Raw genomic sequence first — 20221 nt, 5'->3', positions numbered from 1 at the left:
AAAATACCGGCTGGATGGCCGGTATTTCCTTACGGCAAATATCTCCCCTGACCTTCCCCGGCGGGGTTCTACCTCGACCGGGGACTACGGGTTATTTAGCTTTTAACGCCAGCGGATTCATCTGCAGCTTATCGTACTCAGCCACCCATGAGGAATATCTCTCCGGTGAAGCCCAGACGCGATAATGCAGACGCGACAGCGTGACCGGGTCGCTCAGCAGCACCAGACGACGATCGCGGTTCAGCTTATCCGGCGTTTCATTCAGCGCCTGTTCAACGTGGCGATCGCGGGCGATCTCCAGCACGTGGCTCGCACGGTGACGCGCGGTTGCCATGGCCGTCGCCAGGGCGTTAAACGACGGATTAAACACCGCATGCATAAAGCCATCGTCCAGCACACGCGCGCGGTTCTGTTCCAGATACGCCTCGGTATCAGCCAGCACCTTCGGCGTGCTGTACTCTTCCGGAATCAGGAACAGCTTCCAGCGTTTGGTGCGCAGACCCACGGTCGAGCGACTGGAGATCACCGACACGAACGGCGACAGAATCAGCGAGAACACAATCGGCGCCAGCCAGAACAGGAAGCGCAGATCCAGCCACGCCATCCCGACAGCCCACACCAGGCCCAGCAGCAGCTGAGAACCGTGACGCATAAAGGCTTCACTCCACGGCGTGGAGTCATCATCACGCTGCGGCGAGTTCCAGACCACTTCCCAGCCGAGGAACGCGCTGACCACGAATACGGTGTGGAACAGCATACGCACCGGTGCCAGCAGCACGGAGAACAGCACCTCCAGCAGCAGGGAGATCGTCACGCGCACAAAGCCGCCATACTCTTTCGAGCCTTTGCACCACACGAGGATGATACTCAGCAGTTTCGGCAGGAACAGCAGCACCATAGTCGAAGCAAACAGGGCGATCGCCAGCTCAGGACGCCACTGCGGCCACACCGGGAACAGCTGACGCGGCTGCAGGAAGTACTGCGGCTCGGTCAGCGCGTGCACCACCTGCAGCGCGGTCGACAGGGCCAGGAACATAAACCACAGCGGCGCGGAGAGGTAGGACATCACGCCGGTCAGGAACACCGCACGGTGAACCGGGTGCATCCCTTTTACCAGGAACAGTCGGAAGTTCATCAGGTTACCCTGACACCAGCGACGGTCACGCTTCAGTTCATCCAGCAGGTTCGGCGGCAGCTCTTCATAGGAGCCCGGCAGATCGTAGGCAATCCATACGCCCCACCCGGCACGACGCATCAGCGCGGCTTCAACAAAGTCGTGCGACAGAATCGAACCCGCGAAGTTACCGTCGCCCGGCAGCGGCGCTAACGCGCAGTGCTCGATAAACGGCTTCACGCGGATGATCGCGTTGTGGCCCCAGTAGTGCGATTCGCCTAACTGCCAGAAGTGCAGACCAGCGGTAAACAGCGGGCCGTAAACGCGGGTTGCAAACTGCTGGCAGCGGGCGTACAGCGTGTCCATCCCGGAGGCGCGCGGCGAAGACTGGATGATCCCAGCATTCGGGTTCGCTTCCATCAGGCGCACCAGGTTGGTCAGGCAGTCGCCGGACATCACCGAGTCGGCATCCAGCACGACCATATAGCTGTACTGATTACCCCAGCGGCGGCAGAAGTCATCGATGTTGCCGCTTTTACGCTTCACGCGACGACGACGACGACGATAGAAGATCTGCCCTTCGCCCTGCACCTCGGCAATCAGCTCCATCCAGGCTTTTTGCTCTGCTACGCAGATGTCCGGATTATAGCTGTCGCTGAGGATGTAAACGTCAAAGTGCTTCTGCTGGCCAGTGGCTTTCACCGACTCCCAGGTCGCACGCAGACCGGCGAATACGCGGGACACGTCTTCGTTACAGATAGGCATAATCAGCGCCGTCCGGTGTTCCGGGTTCAGAGGTTCATCGCCCACGGTAGACGCGGAAATGCTGTACTTGTCGCGGCCTATCAGCAGTTGCAGGAAGCCCATCAGCGCGGTCCAGAAACCGGCGGAGACCCAGCAGAACAGGACGGCAAAGAGGATCAGGATCCCGGTTTGCAGCAGATACGGCAAGAGCTGCATAAAGGAGACCCACAGATTCTGCCCGACCATATCGGCCGGGTTAATCAGCGCCCAACCCTGATACGGCAGGATGGTCTTCATATACCAGGTCGCGACCACGGTCTGCGCCAGCGTCAGAATCAGCAGCGTGTAACGGCGTAAGGAACCCACCGTACGCCATTTCGCTTCACGCTCCTGCTCTTCTTTGGTCAGACGAGACAGGTAGCGCGGAGTGACATCACGGCCACGCAGACGATCCCAGAAGCGACCAACCGGGTTGGTACGCCACGGGTCCGGGAACATAGAAGAACGCGTTGCTTTCGGCATCGCCTGCAGCTGCGTGCGCCCTTCCTCGTCTTTGATGAGCTGATCGCCGCCCAGAGAATCTGGCCAGCTCTCTTTCAGACGCGCTTTAACGGACGCCAACGGCGTATCGTCATCGCGTGCAATCGTCTGATGCTCGTCATCCAGCGCTTCGTGCACGGCGCGAAGCGTCGTGTCCGGGAGTGCCGCTTTTTCTGCATCCGTAAGCGACAGTGCGTCGATATACTTCGTTGTCTTATTCATTTGCAGGCAGCTGATAGCTCCAGGTTTCACTCAGCGCTTGGTCCGCGTTGACCAGCGCAGCGCGCATTTCAGTGGTTTTCTTCGGATCTTTCACCTTCACGCGCAGCGTTAAACGCCAACCTTTAGTCACCGGGTTATAGCGAACGCTGTTTTCAACGATTTCACCGTTATCGCCAATGCTCGTCTGCGCCGTTACCGGCGTATCCTGCGGCATTTTACGCATATCGGCACCGGTAAAGTCGACGATGAACGCCAGGGTACCGTCAGGCTGACGAATCAGGTTCGACTGTTTGACATCACCGGTAGAGCGGCGAGTCTGCATCACGTACGCGTTGTCCGTCGGGTGCAGTTTGTCTTCGTCGCGGGTAAAGGTGATGGTGTACTTGTAGTTCATCTCTTTACCGGCTTCCGGCAGCTTATCCGGTGTCCAGTAAGCCACGATGTTATCGTTGGTCTCGTCGTTGGTTGGGATCTCGACCAGTTCAATGGTGCCTTTACCCCAATCGCCTTTCGGCGTAATCCAGGCGCTCGGGCGCAGATCGTAGCGATCGTCGAGATCTTCAAAGCGAGAGAACTGACGGCCACGCTGCAGCAGGCCGAAGCCCTGCGGGTTTTCGGTCGCGAAACTGCTGACGGCAAGGTGTTTCGGATTGTTCAGCGGACGCCAGATCCACTCGTCGTTACCGGCGTGAATGGACAAACCGTTAGAGTCGTGCAGTTCCGGACGATAGTTGGTCGCGGCGGAAGGCTGGTTCGGCCCAAACAGGAACATGCTGGTCAACGGCGCAACGCCCAGTTTACCCACTTTGTCGCGCAGATAAATTTTGCTCTGCACGTCCACGACGGTATCGCGGCCCGGCATCACCACAAACCGGTAAGCGCCGGTTGCACGCGGGGAATCCAGCAGCGCGTAGATAGTCAGACGCTTATCGGTCGCTTTTGGACGCTCGATCCAGTATTCACGGAAGCGAGGGAACTCCTCACCGGACGGCAGCGCCGTATCAATAGCCAGACCGCGGGCGGACAGGCCATACACCTGCCCCTGACCGAGCACGCGGAAGTAGCTGGCGCCCAGCATGCTGACAATTTCGTCGTTTTTATCTTTGCTGTTGATCGGGTACAGCACTTTGAAGCCGGCAAAGCCCAGATCCTTCACGGTGTCTTTGTCATGCTTCACGTCACCGAACGTGAAGTAGTCCGGGCTGTATTTGATTTTGCGCACGGAAGTCGCCGTGACTTCATTAATGGTCACCGGCGTGTCGAAATACATACCCTGATGGTAGAATTCGAGCTTAAACGGGGTCTTAATGTTGCTCCAGTATGCCTTATCGTGGTTGAACTGGATTTGCTGGTAGTCCGCATATTTCATATCGCGGAAGACGGAAGGCAGGTTGCTTTTTGGCGCTTCATAGCTCTTATCCGCCAGCGACTTAGCCTGCTTTGCAACGTCATCAATAGTGAATGCCCATGCAGATGAAGTACACAGGGACAACATTACGGCTGCGCCTAACCAACGCAGTTTCATCATCTGTGGTTTCTGTTTCATATAACTAAGCACTTCCCCCTTTGTGTGCTTAAATCGATCCGATCCATTTTACTGGAAATTCAAGCAATCCGACAACATAATCCCCGTATTGTTGCGCGCAGTGGCTTATGGAGTAAGCAACTGTTAACTGCGCTTTGCACTTTGCGTGCTTATCCTGGAGACAGGTAACCAGAGTTCGTGTAGGGTTGCCAACGAATGTAAACTTTATCGTCTTAGTCTGTAAGGCGATTAGTCTGAGAATCGTACCTAACCCTATGAATAACAAACCCGCACAGCGTGAATATTTTCTCGACTCGATTCGGGCCTGGCTAATGTTGCTGGGGATCCCCTTTCATATTTCGCTCCTGTATTCTACCCACACCTGGCATATGAATAGCCCGACGCCGTCATGGTGGCTGACGCTTTTTAACGATTTTGTCCACGCATTTCGCATGCAGGTGTTCTTTGTTATCTCCGGCTACTTTTCCTATATGCTATTTTTGCGCTACCCCATCAAAAAATGGTGGAAGGTTCGCGTTGAGCGCGTGGGTATTCCGATGCTGACCGCTATTCCACTGCTGACGCTGCCGCAATTCCTGATGTTGCAATACGTTAAGGGTAAGACGGAAACCTGGCATACGCTGTCGTTTTACCAAAAATATAATACGCTGGCCTGGGAGCTGGTATCGCACCTGTGGTTCCTGCTCGTTCTGGTGGTGCTGACCACTCTCGGCATTCTGGTCTTTCATCAGATGCGCCGTCGCCAGATGCGCCGACGCGCCGATCTCTTCGACAACATGACTATGGGCAAACTTACGCTCATGTTCCTGCTGCTCGGTGTGGCCTATGCCGCTATCCGTCGGACGCTATTCCTTATCTACCCGCCGATTCTAAGTGATGGCCTATTTAACTTCGTGGTCATGCAGACGCTGTTTTACGTGCCTTTCTTTATTCTTGGGGCATTGGCTTTTATTCATCCGAAGTTAAAAACGCTGTTCACCACCCCTTCACCGTGGTGCATCGTGGCGGCCCTGCTCGGTTTTATCGCCTATCGTCTAAATCAGCACTACGGTTCTGGCGATGCATGGATGTATGAAACAGAATATGTGATTACGATGGTATTAGGCGTGTGGATGGTGAACGTGGTGTTCTCATTTGGCCATCGTATGCTGAACTTCCAGTCTGCACGCGTCACCTATTTCGTCAATGCTTCATTATTTATCTATCTGGTGCACCACCCGCTGACGCTGTTTTTCGGCGCCTGGATTATGCCGAGCATTAGCTCAAATACGCTCGGCTTCCTCACCGGGTTGGTTTTTGTCGTGGGCTGCGCGTTAGTGTTGTACGAAATTCATCTGCGTATTCCCCTGCTGCGTTTCCTGTTTTCCGGCAAACCGCAGCAAAAGGCACCTAAACCGCAGACGGCCGGCCACTAGGTGTTGGCGTCGTTGGCCAGCGCAGGGACCCGCGTCTGGCCGAGTATTTCCTGATACAACCGCGTGGTTTCGTCATCGAAGCAGACAAAAAAGACAATTTCCGGCAGGCTGCGCCGAGTCAGAAACGCGGCCACTGTACTGATGGCAATTTCCGCCGCCTCACGATGAGGGTAGCCGTAGGCTCCGGTTGAAATCGCCGGAAAGGCCAGCGTGCGATAGCCATTATCCAGCGCCAGCTGCAAGCTATTGTGGTATGCCTGCTGCAAGAGCGAGGCTTCCTGTTCTCCCCCACCCTGCCAGACCGGCCCAACCGTATGAATAACCGCTTTTGCTTTCAGGTTTCCCGCGTGAGTGATCACCGCATGCCCGGTCGGACAGGTTCCCTGCTGCTGGCGAACAACGGCGCAAGCCTCCTGTAACGACGGCCCGGCAGCGCGATGGATTGCACCATCCACACCACCGCCTCCCATCAGTGAAGGATTGGCGGCATTGACGATAACATCCACCTCAAAGCGGGTGATATCTCCCTGCAGCACCTGAATTCGTTCGGTCATGCTTACTATCCTCTTACTAAGACAAATCGATTATCTACCATAGACAACGCGCCCCGTCATTTCGTTTCGGGCTATTTGTACTCCACGGTGAGGATCGCTTCTTTTTTATCCGCATTTAGCCATTGCAGCCTGGCGGTGCTCTTCTCATTGACGAACTGCTGCCCCTGCTGCAGGGCGTTCATTGATACCGTCTGAACATGATTCTTGCCGTCCTGATAACAGTTCACGCTCATTTTGGTCGGTGAGGGTTGGTAATCGCAGGGCGGCTCGACGATCTGCCCACGAAAGTGGATCACACCACTGTTTGCGGCCAGCGTGCTGAAACAGAGAAAGGCAAGCAAGGAGATGATAGCAGTGAAAAATCGCGGGAATGTTTGCATGGTAACTCTCCGATAATTTGAGATCTTCCATGAAGACGTTGCGTCCAGGATCTGCAATTCGAAGCGAGCACTCTTAATGTAAACATTTTCTTTACATTATGCTCACATCAGCCCTTTTGCAACCACGTTTTACATAGAAAATTTATATAGTTAGCCTCATTATCGGCGGTACCATCGCGTTCTTTATGCTGGCTGATAAACATAAAAAAGGCCGTAACGCCAGAGGTTACGGCCTATTAATAGAATAAACTCATATCACTCAATGATTAATCCATACTTATCTATTAGCGGAAGTTACAGCCAATCGCCCCAGGCTGGTTGCACTTAGAGGATCTTGAACTGTTATTATCCGAGCCATTCCCGCCCGACTGACCGCCACGAACGGTCGTTACGGTTACGCCTGAACCACCGCCGTTGTTGCCGCCGCCATTGCAGTCTCCACCACCGTTGTTACCGCCGCCACCACCGTTGTTGCCACCACCGCCGCCGTGGTTACCGCCGCCACCGCCGTGGTTACCGCCACCGCCACCGTGGTTACCGTCGCCACCGCCGTGGTTACCGCCGCCGTGATTGCCGCCACCATGATTTCCATGACCACCGAACGGATTATGGCCGTGACCGCCACCATTACCCCAACCGCCACCGTTACCACCGCCATTGCCTTCGTGGTTTCCATGACCGCCGTTGCCGTGATGACCACCGCCGCCGTTACCGTTGCCATTCCCATTGCCATTATTGCCGCTTCCGTTGCCCCCGCCTCCATTGCCATTACCGTTCCCGTTATTGCCATTACCGTTACCGCCGCCATTGTCGCCGCCGCCACCGCTGCCGCCACCCTGACCGCCACCGCCGTTATTACCACCGCCGCCGCCGTTACCGTTGCCATTCCCATTGCCATTATTGCCGCTTCCGTTGCCTCCGCCTCCATTGCCATTACCGTTCCCGTTATTGCCATTGCCGTTACCGCCGCCGCCGTTGTCGCCACCGCCGCCGTTACCGTTAGCATTGCCGTTGCCGTTATTGCCGCTTCCGTTGCCACCCCCTCCATTGCCGTTACCATTACCATTGTTGCCATTGCCATTTCCCTGGCTATTAGCGTTTTGGCCGCTATTGCTATTTCCACCGTTATTGCCATTACCACCTGCAGCTACGGCATATATAGTCGTTGCAGGGTATAAAACGGTGAGCGCCACAATAATGGCGAGTTGCTTCATTTTCATGATTAACCCTTTCACGCGTTATAAAGTGCTGTGTGCTATTGCCGTAAAAATCGATTATTTTGTAATAAAAACAAAATATAGCTGGTGATAATCACGACACCCGGTTATTAAATTACATAACCTTCTGACGGCATTAATAAGAATTAAAAACAGTGAATACCATTTATTTCAATCAGTTATGGCGGATAACTGGAATATTGATATGCGGCGATTTAAAATAATCCCATAGATATCCAGCGCAAGCGATAAAGAAGATTGCGGATTATTTTTATGGTCAAAAATAGACTCACTACCGGTTTTAGATAAAACCATAGTGACTGCTATTTGCCATTTGCCTGGATAATTCTATTTCGTCATGTCTTTTGAAGATTAACCGCCTTGCCGCGTTAGTGATACCGAAAGTAAGATACGTAATGTTTACTGCACCGAAATACTTAGTTACTCGATGCTATACGGATGATTATGCATAGCAGCTTGGTATGATGATCTCAGCGCAAAGGTTGATTTATTTTCTAACAAGTCAACCTTTAGTATTAGCCGACTGTCATCAACGCCTGTGAATAAGGCTTCCGCAAAACAGTACGTTATAAGATGGTCGATTCGACTAAAGTTTGAAGAGTGGGAAAGGTCACATTGAATTATCATACAAATGTACTTAAGGGATCTTATTAAACCAATTTAAAAACCACCTATCATGATGATACACAATGAATTTAAAGCGATAAAAAAACATATGTATGATCATTAAGATTACGTGTTAAAATCTTAATGAAAATGCCAAAAATACATTTTGAAATTTATTTTTACATTTTGTTTCACGATTATTTCTTGCTTTAGGATTGCCAGCGTCTAAATTTTAAATTAAGCAGCATTGGTTCTTATTTTTTATTTTAAGCATATCAACCACACAGCAACCACATTTCAGCAGCACTTAAATTGATGATTTCATAATACTTGCCTGCTGTGAAAATTATATTGGGGACTCATCATGGCAAAAGAGCTCACCTTTACTAACCAGACGCTTTCCTTAATTACAAGACCGTCGCTTCAGTCATGCGCACTGTCTCAGAACTTAAGGAAACTACTAAAGATGGATATCAAAATTATTAATATTCATCTAGTTAGCATTGAGAACTTAAGCTCAGGCATTATCCTTTTCGATATGATGGAAACGGATAGGCGTCTCATAAAAGCCTGGCAGGAAGAATTGTGCAAACTCAACAACGGCGTCAAACTGCTGCTGTTCAACACACCTGAAGACTACTCTTATCCGGACATTGAGGTTTGGCCGCACATTAGCGGTATTTTCTATGCCCACGACGAAGAACCTTTTCTGGTGAAAGGCTTGCAGAAGGTAATGGAAGGTGAATGCTATTTTTCGCGTAAGCTCGCCAGTTACCTGATCATGCATGCAGGTAACTATCGCTATGATAACTTAGAGAGCACCATCCTTACCTATCGGGAAAAGGAGATCCTGAATAAGTTGAGAATCGGTGCATCAAACATTGAGATCGCCCGAGCGCTATTTATCAGCGAAAGTACGGTAAAAACGCATCTCTATCACCTGTTTAAGAAAATTGCCGTGAAGAACCGCACCCAGGCAGTCTCCTGGGCCAACGACAATTTTAAGCATTAGCGACGAACATAAAAAAACGGCGGCAGGATGATCCTGCCGCCGTTTTTTCATATCAAGACCACTACAGCGCCGATTCTTTGGTCTGTTTGCTGTCGGCTTTACGGCTCGCCAGCCATAGACCGCTGTTTTTCATGGCATAGCCAAACAGCAGGCCAACCAACAGAGACGGAACGACCACACGCCAGTCGCCCTGCCCGGCAAATGTCGCACAGGCACCAATAAAGGTGCCTGGAACAAATGACAGCAGCAGCTGTTTTGACTGTATGCACATCAGAAAAGCCACCACGCCAGTCATCACGTAGCTGACGATCTCCAGATGCGGCGCCAGCGCGCTGCCATAGATAATCACCAGCGCCCAGATAACCCCACTCATAGTAGTACAGGCTGAAATAGCCAGGCCTTTCATACCGCCCTGCGGGCAGGCGAAATATGCCGTGCAGCCAAGAAAACCGGCCCAGCTTAATAAACCAAGCGATACGGCCACCCATCCCCAGAGACCGGAGAGAATGCCTGTAGTTATTGCGATAGCGAAGATAACGTTCATGGCGAGCATCTTAGCAGATGCTCGCTTTTATGATGAGATCATGAACACATTATTCTCATAAGATACATTTCATTTGCAGTGAAATAGTGATCTAAATCACTCTTCATCTTCTTCCTGCAGCTCATCCCACATCGCGGCGATCGCTTCACGCGTCAACGGTGCCATAGTACGCCAGAACGCGGTACTGGCATGAGCTTCCACTTTCCCGAGAAACGTTTCAAACCACGGTAACAGATACTCAGCAAACAGCGTTTCGAGCGCGTCGTTATCCTCGTCAACGTTATCTTCCAGCCAGGAAGCCGCCAGCAGCAGCGTGCCCATCTGATCCGCCGGCCCGTCGCCCAGTGGCATACCGTTGCCGCTCAGGAATGCACGCACTTCCGCTTCGCTTGCCCCTTCCACCCATGCACTGCGCACTGGGGGAACGCGGCACTCTTCACCCACGAACAGCGCGTTGTAGTCGGCTGCAATCTGCTGAATATCACAGCTCTTTTGCAGACGAGTCAGCAGTTCATCCTGCTCCAGCGGCCAGTGCGCTGCCAGCTTGCCTTCCCGAATCAGGGTAAACAGCGGTACCAGCAGAGGATCCTGCGGCTGGCGATAATACAGGGAACCCAGCGCACGGCAGAGGATTGAAAACTCGTTCATTCAGTTATTCCAGTTAGTCATTAAAAATCAGCAAATTCAGGAATCGACGGCATCCCGCGCGATTCAAGGAAATTCAGAAAACGTCGCGGCGTGACGTTAAGGATCCTGTCCTGTGGGAAATCAACAGCATCGAGGATCTTCTGGCATTCGGTAAACTCGCCCAGCGTAAACGCGGTATGCGAGTCAGAACCCAACGCCAGCCAGCCACCCGCATCGCGCACCGCGGCAGCAATCGCCTGGCAATTTTGTTCGCTGCCGACGCGCGAGCTAACAAACGAGGAATTATTAATCTCCAGCGCCACCTGATACTTTGCTGCCGCAGCAGCAATAGCCGGAATATCTACGGGAAATTTCGGATTGCCGGGATGTGAAATCATATGCACATTGCCGCTCGCCATCGCGGCGATCATCGCCTGTGTATGGGTTTCTTTGTCCTGAGGAGCAAAGACCGGCTCGTGGAAACCGGCGATGATAAAGTCGAGCGAGGTTAACATCGGCCCGGTGCAGTCAATTTCGCCGGCAATATTTTTGATATTGGCCTCAATACCGCGAAGGATGCCGACCCCTTCAACAATACGCGGCCAGATGCGCATATTCACAAAATGCCAGTAGTGCGGCGCATCGGCCATGTCGGGGCCGTGGTCAGTAATCGCGAAGAGTTTAATCCCTTTACGTTTCGCCTCTGCAATATAGTCATGCAGCGTACTGTATGCATGCGTGCTGGCAACGGTGTGCATATGTAGGTCAACAGGATACATCACTTTCTCCTCTCTCGTGATAAGCCTAGGATAGCAGGAAAGCCCGGTGTTTATTAGCCTGGTTCATCAATAGCCGCGCACCCGATCGACTCGGCCACCCGGCATTTCACCGCGCTCAAGCTGAGTAATGCTCTGGGCAATATAGGCAATCGCCTCCTGAGGACGCGTCACGGCGGCGACGTGCGGCGTCATCGTGACGCGTGGATGAAGCCACAGCGGGCTCTCTTTCGGTAGCGGTTCACGGCTGAACACATCTAACATCGCGGCTTTCAGCTTACCGCTATTAAGCGCCGCCAACAGATCATCCTCCACAACGTGGACTCCGCGGGCAAGGTTCAGCACATAGCTATGATCTTGTAGCTGTTCCAGCAGTGAGGCGTTAATAATCCCGAGCGTTTCCGCCGTGTTTGGCAGCAGGTTAATCAACACGCGCGTACCGCGTAAAAATTCGCCCAGCTCAGCTTCTCCGGCAAAGCTGGTCACCTGTGGCCAGCTTTTACGGCTGCGGCTCCAGACCTGAACCGGGAACCCCCACGCCAGCAGACTCTCTGCGACTTTCGATCCCAGAACGCCGGCGCCCATGATCCCGATGGTAAATTCGTTATGGGTATAGTCCGCCAACGGCTGCCAGGTAGACTCTCGCTGCAACGCCTGGTAGTCATCAAAGCGACGGAACCAGTGCAGCACCTGGCTGACCGCGTATTCCTGCATCTGAATACCCATGCCGGTATCTTCCAGTCGAAACAGCGGAATCGACAACGGCAGCATCTCCGGATTCGCCTTGAGTTTGCTCAGGATAGAGTCCACTCCCGCCCCGAGCGCAAACACGGCCTTCAGTGCGCGACCTTGTAACATCTCTACCGGGGGGTGCCACACCAGCGCGTAATCTGCTGGCGCATTGTCACCTCGCTCCCAGGCGCGAATACGAGCGCCGGGGAGCTTTTTGCTTAGCTCTGCAATCCAGTAAGAGGTATCAAACGTGGGGTGATAAAAGATGATCTCCATAGTGACTCCTGCTCAGGGCGCCCGCATTCGCGTCAACCAGGCGCGGTTTTCGATTATTTTTGTGATTTAACAGGATAACAAATTTCGGATACCCGTCCGGGAAAATGCAGGGGTGATCGCAAAAAAGACGATTTATGAATGTTAAAGAAGCAATTTGCTTGAAGTTTGTCTAAACGCGCGATTTTTCAAAAAAGTTTATTGACGCTGACGAGCCTTTTCCCTACATTAGCGCTCGTCCCAGCGATGCTGGGAAGACAATATGGTGAGGTGTCCGAGTGGCTGAAGGAGCACGCCTGGAAAGTGTGTATACGGCAACGTATCGGGGGTTCGAATCCCCCCCTCACCGCCATATTTGATACAAAATCAATCGGTTAGACCACATTTTTGGTTTTGTCCTGCATAAAATGATGCATAAAAAAGTCCGTTCAAACGGGCTTTTTTTGTATCTGAAATCCCTATTTTTACTGAGTTTTCCCTGAGTAAATTGTTTATTTGTTGATCTAATCTACGCAGCATACTCGCTTATGACCTCTTCTCCTACGATGCTCCTGTTGTCTTGCTAAAGGCTATACCACGCTTTAATCCCTGCCCAGCGTGGCCGAATGCTTTCTGATATGTCTCTGTTGGCAGTATTAAAACGAATGAACCATTCAGGTTTAACCCAACACGGCTTCCGTTCTACTTTTCGTGATTGGGCTGGCGAAATGACCAACTACCCTCGTGAAGTTATTGAACATGCGTTTGCTCACCAGTTGGCAGATAAGGCTGAAGCAGCGTATCAACGTGGGACGTTATGGCCTAAACGGGTCGCGCTGATGGATGACTGGACGGCGTATTGCTTTGCCAATATTTAACATTACCAACAAAGCCATGCGCTATATGGGCTATAACATAAATCAGGACATCTGTGGACACGATTTCCGCACTCTGGCCTGTAGCGCCTTAATTGAGTCTGAACTATGGTCTGAAGACGCTGTAGAGCTTCAGATGAGCCATAAGGAAAGCAACAGTGTCCGTGCGGCTTATACCCATAAAGCCAAACACCTTGATCAGCGCCGTCTGATGTTGCAGTGGTGGGCTGATTTCCTTGATGCTAACAGCAACGGTATGGTCAGGCCATTTGAGTTTGCTTCCAATAAATAAAAGGAAAGGCCCTTAGTGGCCTTTCAATATCTACTTCATGCCTAAAAACTTCAAATATTACCGATTGAAATTTATGCTGAATATGATACTGAATCTTTCTCTATAGCTAAACCATCAATTTTGTCCAGCATCATTTCCCAGAGTGCATATTTTCTTTTATGCTCGACAAATAGCGATTTGAAATATTCTTCTGTTGAAGGGACTTTTTCAGTCCATACGATATTTTTACTATAATCAATACTTTTTTTCATGTCAGATGCCGCGTAGGTATAGTACTTGCTCTGACTGCGGCTAATACTGTCCTCTACCAGCACTCTACGAAGAAGAGTTGCAGAACATGCGTAACCATGCCTGTAAAGCTCACTTGATAAGGACCGAATAAAAGAACCACGTAATAAAACCATCATATCTTTAATTTCATTTTTACTCGCATTCATTATTTCCGAATCAAGCTTTCCATAATTATCTATCGCTGACAAAAAAAGTACAACAAAGGGGAAACCTTTGCTCTTTGCTATGCCAGAAAATAAACCCAGTGAGTCATTAACTTTCTCTACTCTATTATATATTTTATAAAAAACAACATCACACCTGTTCTTAAATCCATCAAGGCAAATTGTTTTTGCCTGCTGAACCTCCCCCTCTTCAATCAGAGCCAAAGCGAACACCTCAGCCCATTTATCACGAAGCCCTGCATGATCAACGGTTTTATCATCTTTAATTTGATTAAGAACAAGAATCGCTTCCCCTGCACACAGTTCATCTATCAGCAATTCAGCAAACTTAATGACATATTCTGGTTGGTTAAATTTTATTTTATCAAAGCATTGTCTGATGAAATCAACATCCCTGATATACAAACTTAGCTCAACAGCAGAATTCACATCACCTGCGTCCAGAAGCTTTTCTCTTAAAGCACGAATAACATTATATCCAAGCTCCTTTTTATACTTGTCAAAGATATTAAAGTTAAAATAAACCTCGCCACTAAGAACGGAAAAAATTTTATCTGCTATATCATCAATGCCTTTGTTTTTTTGCAGGGCTAGGGATTTTAACCATATCTCGACCACACCATTATAATAGTTCATCCATGAACCATCTGATGTATCAGCGATTTCGCTGACTTTATCAAAAGAGATCAGTAAATTATGGCAACATACCTCTGTTTTATCTGGCAGAGTTGACACCGTTTTTTCGAGAGGTAATATAATGCTCTTGTATAAACCCTCAAAGAAACCAGCAGCCTCATAATAATCATAGAAACGTTTTGACTTTATTTTCCTTTTATATTCGCTTTCAACCTTCTTCAGGAGTTCTTCTGGAGTCAATAGATATTGATTGATAATAAATGATTTTACCTGACTATTATCATCAGCAATTTCACAAATTATTTGCATTAGTTGTTCTGCAGGCATTTCCTTGAGTAAAGAAAGTTGCTTCTTGTTCAGTTTAGCCATTATTACATCCTGATAATTTTTAGAAGACGCAGAAAAGCTAATTGTACTAATACAAGGACAAAACATTCAACAAAAGCATTAACATAATGATTTAAAAAGAAATTCATAGCACGCTGTTCATTGATGAAATGAACTATTTACCGTAAAATAACGTCATCATACAGTAACCTGATACAGATACGTGGAATGGTCAATGAACAAAATTTCGCCTGAAATGCCCGAACTACAATCAATGAATGGCTTTGTTGAATAAATCGAACTTTCAGGTAACTGGCGGATCTGATCGTTATGGTCGTTTCAGCATCAGGCTCCCATGGCAAAGCAAAAGTTTAAAATCACCAATTGGCCCGCCTACAACAACGCGCTCAGACAACGCGGCTCCCTGACGGTATGGCTTGATGAGGCCGCCATTGCTGCATGGACTGAAACTACACCCCCTGAACGTCGTGGTCGGCCGCTTCACTACACCGATATGGCCATCATCACGGTTCTGATGATGAAGCGCGTGTTCAGTCTTTCGCTCAGGGCGCTACAGGGCTTCGTTGACTCGATTTTTAAACTGATGGCTCTGTCGCTGCAAGAAGAAATGATGGCGGCGCTTCGTTTTGCACATCCCGCCAAACTGCGGGCTAAAATCCGCGCGCTGAGCCGTGAACACGTCTCTGGCGACCTGATCGACCACGTTTTTATCCCCGTGCGCCAGCGCATCAGTCTCGATCAAAACACCGCGCACATCATGTGTAGCCTGCTTGACGGTGTGCTGATTGAGTTTGTCTCTTCCTGCCTTGCCGAAGCGCGGAAAAAAGCAGGCAAAGATGCGCTGCTGATCGGCTGGGATACCGAAGACCGCACGCGCCTGTGGCTGGAAGCCTGGCGTCTGTCTCAGCAAGGCTGGCATATTGCCGTGCTCGCCGAACCCCAGGAATCTCCTCGCCCGGAACTCTTTCCGGGACAACAGCTGATTGTCTGGACAGGCATCACGCCTACCCGTCGGCAACAGGAGCTATTACAGCACTGGCGCGAGCAAGGTTACTCCCTGATTTTTCACCATGCGTGATTTACCGGGCGGGGGACTGCCAGCGGTAAATTACTCCTCAATCATCTGCGCATACTCTTCACTGAGAAAATCCACCAGCGCCCGTACGGCGGGCAGCAGCCCTCTACGTGAAGGAAACACCGCGTGAATCACCTCGCGTTTCGGTTCCCAGTCGTCCAGCACGCGAACCAGCGCCCCCGTTGCCAACTGTTCTCGCGCCATCAGGATCGGCAGTTGCACCACGCCAACCCCCGCAACGGCGGCTTCGCGCAGCGCCAGCATATCGCCAGTAATCAGGCGCGGCGTGAAATGGACCTCCGCTTTGGCCCCTTCCGGCCCACCGAGTGACCACTTATGAACATGCTTGCCGGCCGCCATACTTAGCCCCGGCCAACGGCTGAGTTCATCCGGCGAATGAGGTTTACCCAAGGTCGCCACCAGCGATGGGCTGGCCACCAGGCAGTGCCCGCGATCGGCGAGCACGCGCATCACCAGATCGCTATCGTCAAAGGGCCTCGGCCTAACGCGAATCGCCACATCGACCCCTTCCGCCACCAAATCAACCCGCCGATTGGTGGCTTCAAGCTGAATCTGTATACCGGGGTAGCGCATCATAAAGCGCGCCAGCATCGGCCCCACGTGGACATGCAGCAGAGTGACCGGGCAGGTCAACCTGACGCTCCCTCGCGGTTCAGCCTGGAGCACCGCAATCGCCTCCTGCGCCGCCTCCGCCTCAATCAACATCGCTTTACAATGTTGATAAAAAGTCTGGCCGACTTCGGTCACCGTAAACTGCCGGGTCGTCCGGTGAATCAAACGTACGCCGAGCTGCTCTTCGAGTTGGGCAATACGACGGCTCAGTTTTGATTTGGGGATATCCAGCGCCCTACCCGCCGCCGCGAAACCACCGTGATCGACCACGCGGACAAACCACGCGAAATCATTGAGATCCTGCATAGCCACTCCATTGTTCTATTTTTGCAACAGTGTAGGTCAATTTTGCCATCTACCGGGAATTTAATCCTGAATATAAGCTAATCCACATCAACGATCGCTCCCCTGGAGAAACAGATGAAAAAGATTACAGGTGTTTATACCGCGCCACGTCCGCACTGGGTGGGAGATGGCTTCCCGGTTCGTTCGCTCTTTTCGTATCAGTCGCACGGCGAGAGCCTGAGTCCATTTTTGCTGCTTGACTACGCCGGGCCGCACAGTTTCCCGGCAGATGGCGCAAAGCGCGGCGTCGGCGAACATCCGCACCGCGGTTTCGAGACGGTCACGATTGTCTACGCCGGTGAAGTGGAACACCGTGACTCCACCGGTAAAGGTGGGGTGATTGGTCCCGGCGACGTGCAGTGGATGACCGCAGGTGCGGGAATTTTGCATCAGGAATTCCACTCGGCGGCTTTTGCCAATCGCGGCGGCGAGCTGAAGATGATCCAGCTGTGGGTCAACCTGCCAGCAAAAGACAAAATGACCGCACCGGGCTATCAGAGCATTGAAGCCGCGTCGATTCCGACGGTAGCGCTGCCGGATGACAGCGGCTCGCTACGAGTCATCGCCGGGCGTTATGTCGGCGCCGAAGGCCCGGCCAGCACGTTCTCGCCGCTGAACGTCTGGGATATGCAGCTCAGGCAGGATAAAGAGATCGTCTTTACACAGCCCGATGGCTGGAGCACCGCGCTGGTGGTGCTGGAAGGTAGCGTCACGGTCAACGGTGAAAGCACCGTACAGGAAGCGCAGCTGGTGGTGCTCAGCCACCAGGGAGAGCGTGTGAATCTGCATGCCAGCAGCGATGCAAAAGTGCTGGTACTGGCTGGCGAACCGATTAATGAACCGATTGTTGGCTACGGCCCTTTCGTAATGAACAGTCAAACCGAAATCGCTGAAGCTGTACGCGATTTTAACTCCGGCCGCTTTGGTCAAATTTGAAACAACAGAGGTGAAAGGAATGTCTATTCCCGCAAATTTCAACGGTGCACGTCCGGTTATTGATGTGAATGATACCGCTATGCTGTTAATTGATCATCAGAGCGGTCTGTTCCAGACGGTTGGCGATATGCCAATGCCCGAACTGCGCGCACGCGCCGCGGCGCTGGCGAAGATGGCCACGCTGGCTGGACTCCCGGTGATCACCACCGCTTCCGTGCCACAAGGGCCAAACGGCCCTTTGATTCCGGAAATCCATGAAAATGCGCCCCACGCGCAATACATCGCGCGTAAAGGCGAAATCAACGCCTGGGATAACCCAGAGTTTGTCGCTGCGGTAAAGGCAACCGGGCGTAAAACGTTGATTATCGCCGGGACGATTACCAGCGTCTGCATGGCATTCCCGGCCATTGCCGCCGTCGCGGACGGCTATAAGGTGTTCGCGGTGATCGATGCCTCTGGCACCTACAGCAAAATGGCGCAGGAAATCACCCTCGCCCGCGTGGTGCAGGCCGGCGTCGTACCGATGGATACCGCAGCCGTCGCTTCCGAGCTCCAGCGCACCTGGAACCGTCCGGACGCCGCCGAATGGGCCGAGATTTACACCAAAGTCTTCCCGGCCTATCAGTTGCTGATTGAGAGCTACGCGAAAGCGCAGGATGTGGTGAAGAACAGCGAACAGCTTGATTCCCAGCGCTAATCGCCACTCCCCCGTCGTTTTTTGCGGGGGAGTGCTCAATGCTTAACCGAACGGAATAGAATGCATAAATTATGCTTGACCGTTTTAGGTCAACTCCCTATAGTAGCGCCCCGTTGACCACCTACGGTGAGCAGCAAAACAATATGGTGAGGTGTCCGAGTGGCTGAAGGAGCACGCCTGGAAAGTGTGTATACGGCAACGTATCGGGGGTTCGAATCCCCCCCTCACCGCCATATTCGAGAAAGAGCTCGTACGAAAGTACGGGCTTTTTTTTCGCATGCTGCACGCTCCAGGGGGGATGAGAACTCCCGACCGGGGTTCGACAACTGGCGCAGCCAGTTGGACAGACCGCGAACGCAGTGAGTGGGCTGCCCCGCAGGGGCGAGCGAAGCGAGTCAATCCCCCCCTCACCGCCATATTCGAGAAAGAGCTCGTACGAAAGTACGGGCTTTTTTTATTTTAACTCATTGTTTTTTTTGTGGAATTCGCTCACAGCAGCCAGGCCGTTTACTTTAGATATATAACGAACATTAATGCTTTTTGGTGCAATACTCCCGTCATTTTTATTATTTATAAACTCCCTCCCACCCAAAAAAATAAAAACCAACCATGGAGAAAATATCAAACGAACTATACAATACCCTCACAATATAATTTAAGAACAACGACAAAATCATTCACCAATTAATATGTTACGACGCAATAAATAATGCAAATCTATATCACTATAGATAAGAAATAAAAATTCAAACAAAAAGTACAACTTTAATAAAATGAGTTAAAAAATGCCAACGCCGTGTTACACCTCTATTAAGAGACAAATTCAGGGATGATCACCGCTCGCGCCTTTACCGCCAAATCTGTCAGTAATATCGATGTTCAGACCATAAAGACGAAATGCTGCCAACCACCGAACTGCACTGGTATCGCACCTCTGTGGAAGGCAAACAGGAGCACTTCTTCACCACCCGTCTGACCGACTCCACCATCGTGGATATTGACTGTCATATGCCGCACTGCCAGGACGAGGGAAAACGCGAGTTCACACAACTGGTAAAAGTCTCTCTGGCTTATCGCAAAATCGAATGGGAACACGTTTCTGCCGGTACTTCAGGCGCTGATGACTGGCGCGCACCGCTGGAAGCATAAGCAAAAACTGACAGCATTCTGCCGAAGGGCAGAATGCTGTTTCAAAGGGACAGGTCATAAAAAGCAGTACCAGTACAGGATTACATTTTGCATACGGGAGATGGCGGATGCCGGAAACTTCGGCGGTAGCGTGCCTGAAAACGCACGCAGCACCGTGCCATTGCGGCGAGAATGTCTGACTGTGATTCTGTTTTTCTGCCAACAATTCCGGGAATAAGGTTATGTCACAACAGGGCCTGCGTTTTACACTCGATGTGGACGGGTTACTGGCGATGAGCACCGCCGTGGTGAGCTTCACCCTTTATCAGAACCTCTCCACCCCCTTTACACTCAGCGTCGATATCGCCAGCGGTCTCCCCGACCTCACGGCTAAAAATTTCCTCGAGAAAAACGCCACCCTCACCGTCTGGCAGGGGAACGTCGTACAGCGCCGCCTCAGCGGCATCATCACCGGCGTGGAGCTTGGCGAGAACAACAA

18 protein-coding genes, 2 tRNA genes and 3 pseudogenes are annotated in these 20221 nt (G+C 51.4%); 12 read left to right on the top strand and 11 right to left on the bottom strand.

The features are described 5' to 3' along the window. Positions 1-91 precede the first annotated feature (91 nt). Both mdoH and mdoG read right to left on the bottom strand, forming a co-directional pair. Entirely contained in the window at positions 92-2620 is a 2529-nt protein-coding gene (gene mdoH / locus M989_RS22395) for a glucans biosynthesis glucosyltransferase MdoH (protein ID WP_064549055.1), read from the bottom strand. Then, a complete protein-coding gene (gene mdoG / locus M989_RS22390; RefSeq protein ID WP_157093595.1) occupies positions 2613-4148 on the bottom strand; it encodes a glucans biosynthesis protein MdoG in 1536 nt (511 codons plus the stop codon). Before mdoG ends, mdoH begins: the two co-directional genes overlap by 8 nt. 272 nt (positions 4149-4420) lie before the next feature. Here mdoG and mdoC point away from each other — a divergent pair, with 272 nt between their 5' ends. Continuing rightward, positions 4421-5581: a glucans biosynthesis protein MdoC gene (gene mdoC, locus M989_RS22385; protein WP_064549052.1), complete on the top strand. Its 1161-nt coding sequence runs from the start codon at positions 4421-4423 to the stop codon at positions 5579-5581. Here the strand turns inward: mdoC and ymdB are convergent. The 3 genes from ymdB to M989_RS25935 form a co-directional block, all read right to left on the bottom strand. Beyond that, a complete protein-coding gene (ymdB, locus tag M989_RS22380; protein ID WP_064549050.1) occupies positions 5578-6135 on the bottom strand; it encodes an O-acetyl-ADP-ribose deacetylase in 558 nt (185 codons plus the stop codon). The two genes, mdoC and ymdB, sit on opposite strands and share 4 nt — an antisense overlap. Positions 6136-6206: 71 nt before the next feature. Beyond that, positions 6207-6515, bottom strand: a complete 309-nt coding sequence (locus tag M989_RS22375) for a type 1 fimbrial protein (protein WP_064549048.1) — start codon at positions 6513-6515, stop codon at positions 6207-6209. Between the two features lie 394 nt (positions 6516-6909). Next, entirely contained in the window at positions 6910-7107 is a 198-nt protein-coding gene (locus M989_RS25935) for a hypothetical protein (RefSeq protein WP_064549046.1), read from the bottom strand. Between M989_RS25935 and M989_RS25930 the strand changes: the two genes are divergently transcribed. Further along, entirely contained in the window at positions 7097-7693 is a 597-nt protein-coding gene (locus M989_RS25930; protein WP_209438781.1) for a hypothetical protein, read from the top strand. The genes M989_RS25935 and M989_RS25930 overlap by 11 nt on opposite strands. A 1030-nt stretch (positions 7694-8723) precedes the next feature. Continuing rightward, positions 8724-9371 (top strand): biofilm master transcriptional regulator CsgD, encoded by a 648-nt coding sequence (gene csgD / locus M989_RS22360; RefSeq protein ID WP_064549042.1) that lies wholly within the window; start codon positions 8724-8726, stop codon positions 9369-9371. Between the two features lie 61 nt (positions 9372-9432). On the opposite strand, the gene M989_RS22355 is transcribed toward csgD, so the two are convergent. From M989_RS22355 to ghrA, 4 genes are all read right to left on the bottom strand, one after another. After that, the gene (locus M989_RS22355; protein ID WP_064549040.1) at positions 9433-9915 is read right to left on the bottom strand and encodes a DUF1097 domain-containing protein; all 483 of its coding nucleotides are present in this window, start codon (positions 9913-9915) and stop codon (positions 9433-9435) included. Positions 9916-10011: 96 nt separating this feature from the next. Continuing rightward, the gene (locus M989_RS22350) at positions 10012-10563 is read right to left on the bottom strand and encodes a TorD/DmsD family molecular chaperone (protein WP_064549038.1); all 552 of its coding nucleotides are present in this window, start codon (positions 10561-10563) and stop codon (positions 10012-10014) included. 20 nt (positions 10564-10583) lie between these two features. Further along, positions 10584-11321, bottom strand: a complete 738-nt coding sequence (locus tag M989_RS22345) for a phosphatase (protein WP_064549036.1) — start codon at positions 11319-11321, stop codon at positions 10584-10586. Positions 11322-11387: 66 nt separating this feature from the next. Further along, positions 11388-12326, bottom strand: a complete 939-nt coding sequence (gene ghrA, locus M989_RS22340) for a glyoxylate/hydroxypyruvate reductase GhrA (protein WP_064549034.1) — start codon at positions 12324-12326, stop codon at positions 11388-11390. Positions 12327-12587: 261 nt separating this feature from the next. Between ghrA and M989_RS22335 the strand changes: the two genes are divergently transcribed. The 3 genes and pseudogenes from M989_RS22335 to M989_RS22330 all read left to right on the top strand — a co-directional run. After that, positions 12588-12675 (top strand) — tRNA-Ser (locus tag M989_RS22335). A 192-nt stretch (positions 12676-12867) separates the two neighbouring features. After that, a pseudogene (locus M989_RS24990) lies at positions 12868-13180 on the top strand (tyrosine-type recombinase/integrase); the annotation flags it as partial. Continuing rightward, positions 13179-13469 (top strand): annotated as a pseudogene (locus tag M989_RS22330) (tyrosine-type recombinase/integrase); the annotation flags it as partial. The pseudogenes M989_RS24990 and M989_RS22330, both read left to right, overlap by 2 nt. A gap of 71 nt (positions 13470-13540) precedes the next feature. Here M989_RS22330 and M989_RS22325 read toward each other — a convergent pair. Further along, positions 13541-14929, bottom strand: a complete 1389-nt coding sequence (locus M989_RS22325; RefSeq protein WP_064549031.1) for a DUF6880 family protein — start codon at positions 14927-14929, stop codon at positions 13541-13543. A 313-nt stretch (positions 14930-15242) separates the two neighbouring features. On the opposite strand from M989_RS22325, the gene M989_RS26345 reads away from it, so the two are divergent. Further along, the gene (locus tag M989_RS26345; RefSeq protein WP_074398847.1) at positions 15243-15986 is read left to right on the top strand and encodes a transposase; all 744 of its coding nucleotides are present in this window, start codon (positions 15243-15245) and stop codon (positions 15984-15986) included. 30 nt (positions 15987-16016) lie between these two features. Here the strand turns inward: M989_RS26345 and M989_RS22315 are convergent, their stop codons facing one another. Next, complete coding sequence (locus tag M989_RS22315; RefSeq protein WP_167351066.1) at positions 16017-16928, bottom strand: LysR family transcriptional regulator; 912 nt, start codon at positions 16926-16928, stop codon at positions 16017-16019. A gap of 108 nt (positions 16929-17036) precedes the next feature. Here M989_RS22315 and M989_RS22310 point away from each other — a divergent pair, with 108 nt between their 5' ends. The 5 genes and pseudogenes from M989_RS22310 to M989_RS22285 form a co-directional block, all read left to right on the top strand. After that, the gene (locus M989_RS22310) at positions 17037-17897 is read left to right on the top strand and encodes a pirin family protein (RefSeq protein ID WP_064549027.1); all 861 of its coding nucleotides are present in this window, start codon (positions 17037-17039) and stop codon (positions 17895-17897) included. A gap of 19 nt (positions 17898-17916) precedes the next feature. Then, a complete protein-coding gene (locus tag M989_RS22305) occupies positions 17917-18594 on the top strand; it encodes an isochorismatase family protein (RefSeq protein WP_064549025.1) in 678 nt (225 codons plus the stop codon). Positions 18595-18739: 145 nt separating this feature from the next. Beyond that, positions 18740-18827, top strand: a tRNA-Ser gene (locus M989_RS22300). 552 nt (positions 18828-19379) lie between these two features. Continuing rightward, positions 19380-19743 (top strand): annotated as a pseudogene (tssD, locus tag M989_RS22290) (type VI secretion system tube protein TssD). Positions 19744-19964: 221 nt separating this feature from the next. Continuing rightward, a partial coding sequence (locus M989_RS22285; RefSeq protein WP_342447183.1) for a contractile injection system protein, VgrG/Pvc8 family occupies positions 19965-20221 on the top strand: 257 nt, incomplete at its 3' end.

Origin of the sequence: Kluyvera georgiana ATCC 51603 (genome assembly GCF_001654985.1) — a bacterium.
Lineage (GTDB): Bacteria > Pseudomonadota > Gammaproteobacteria > Enterobacterales > Enterobacteriaceae > Kluyvera > Kluyvera georgiana.
This window is presented reverse-complemented; position numbering and strand designations above follow the sequence as displayed.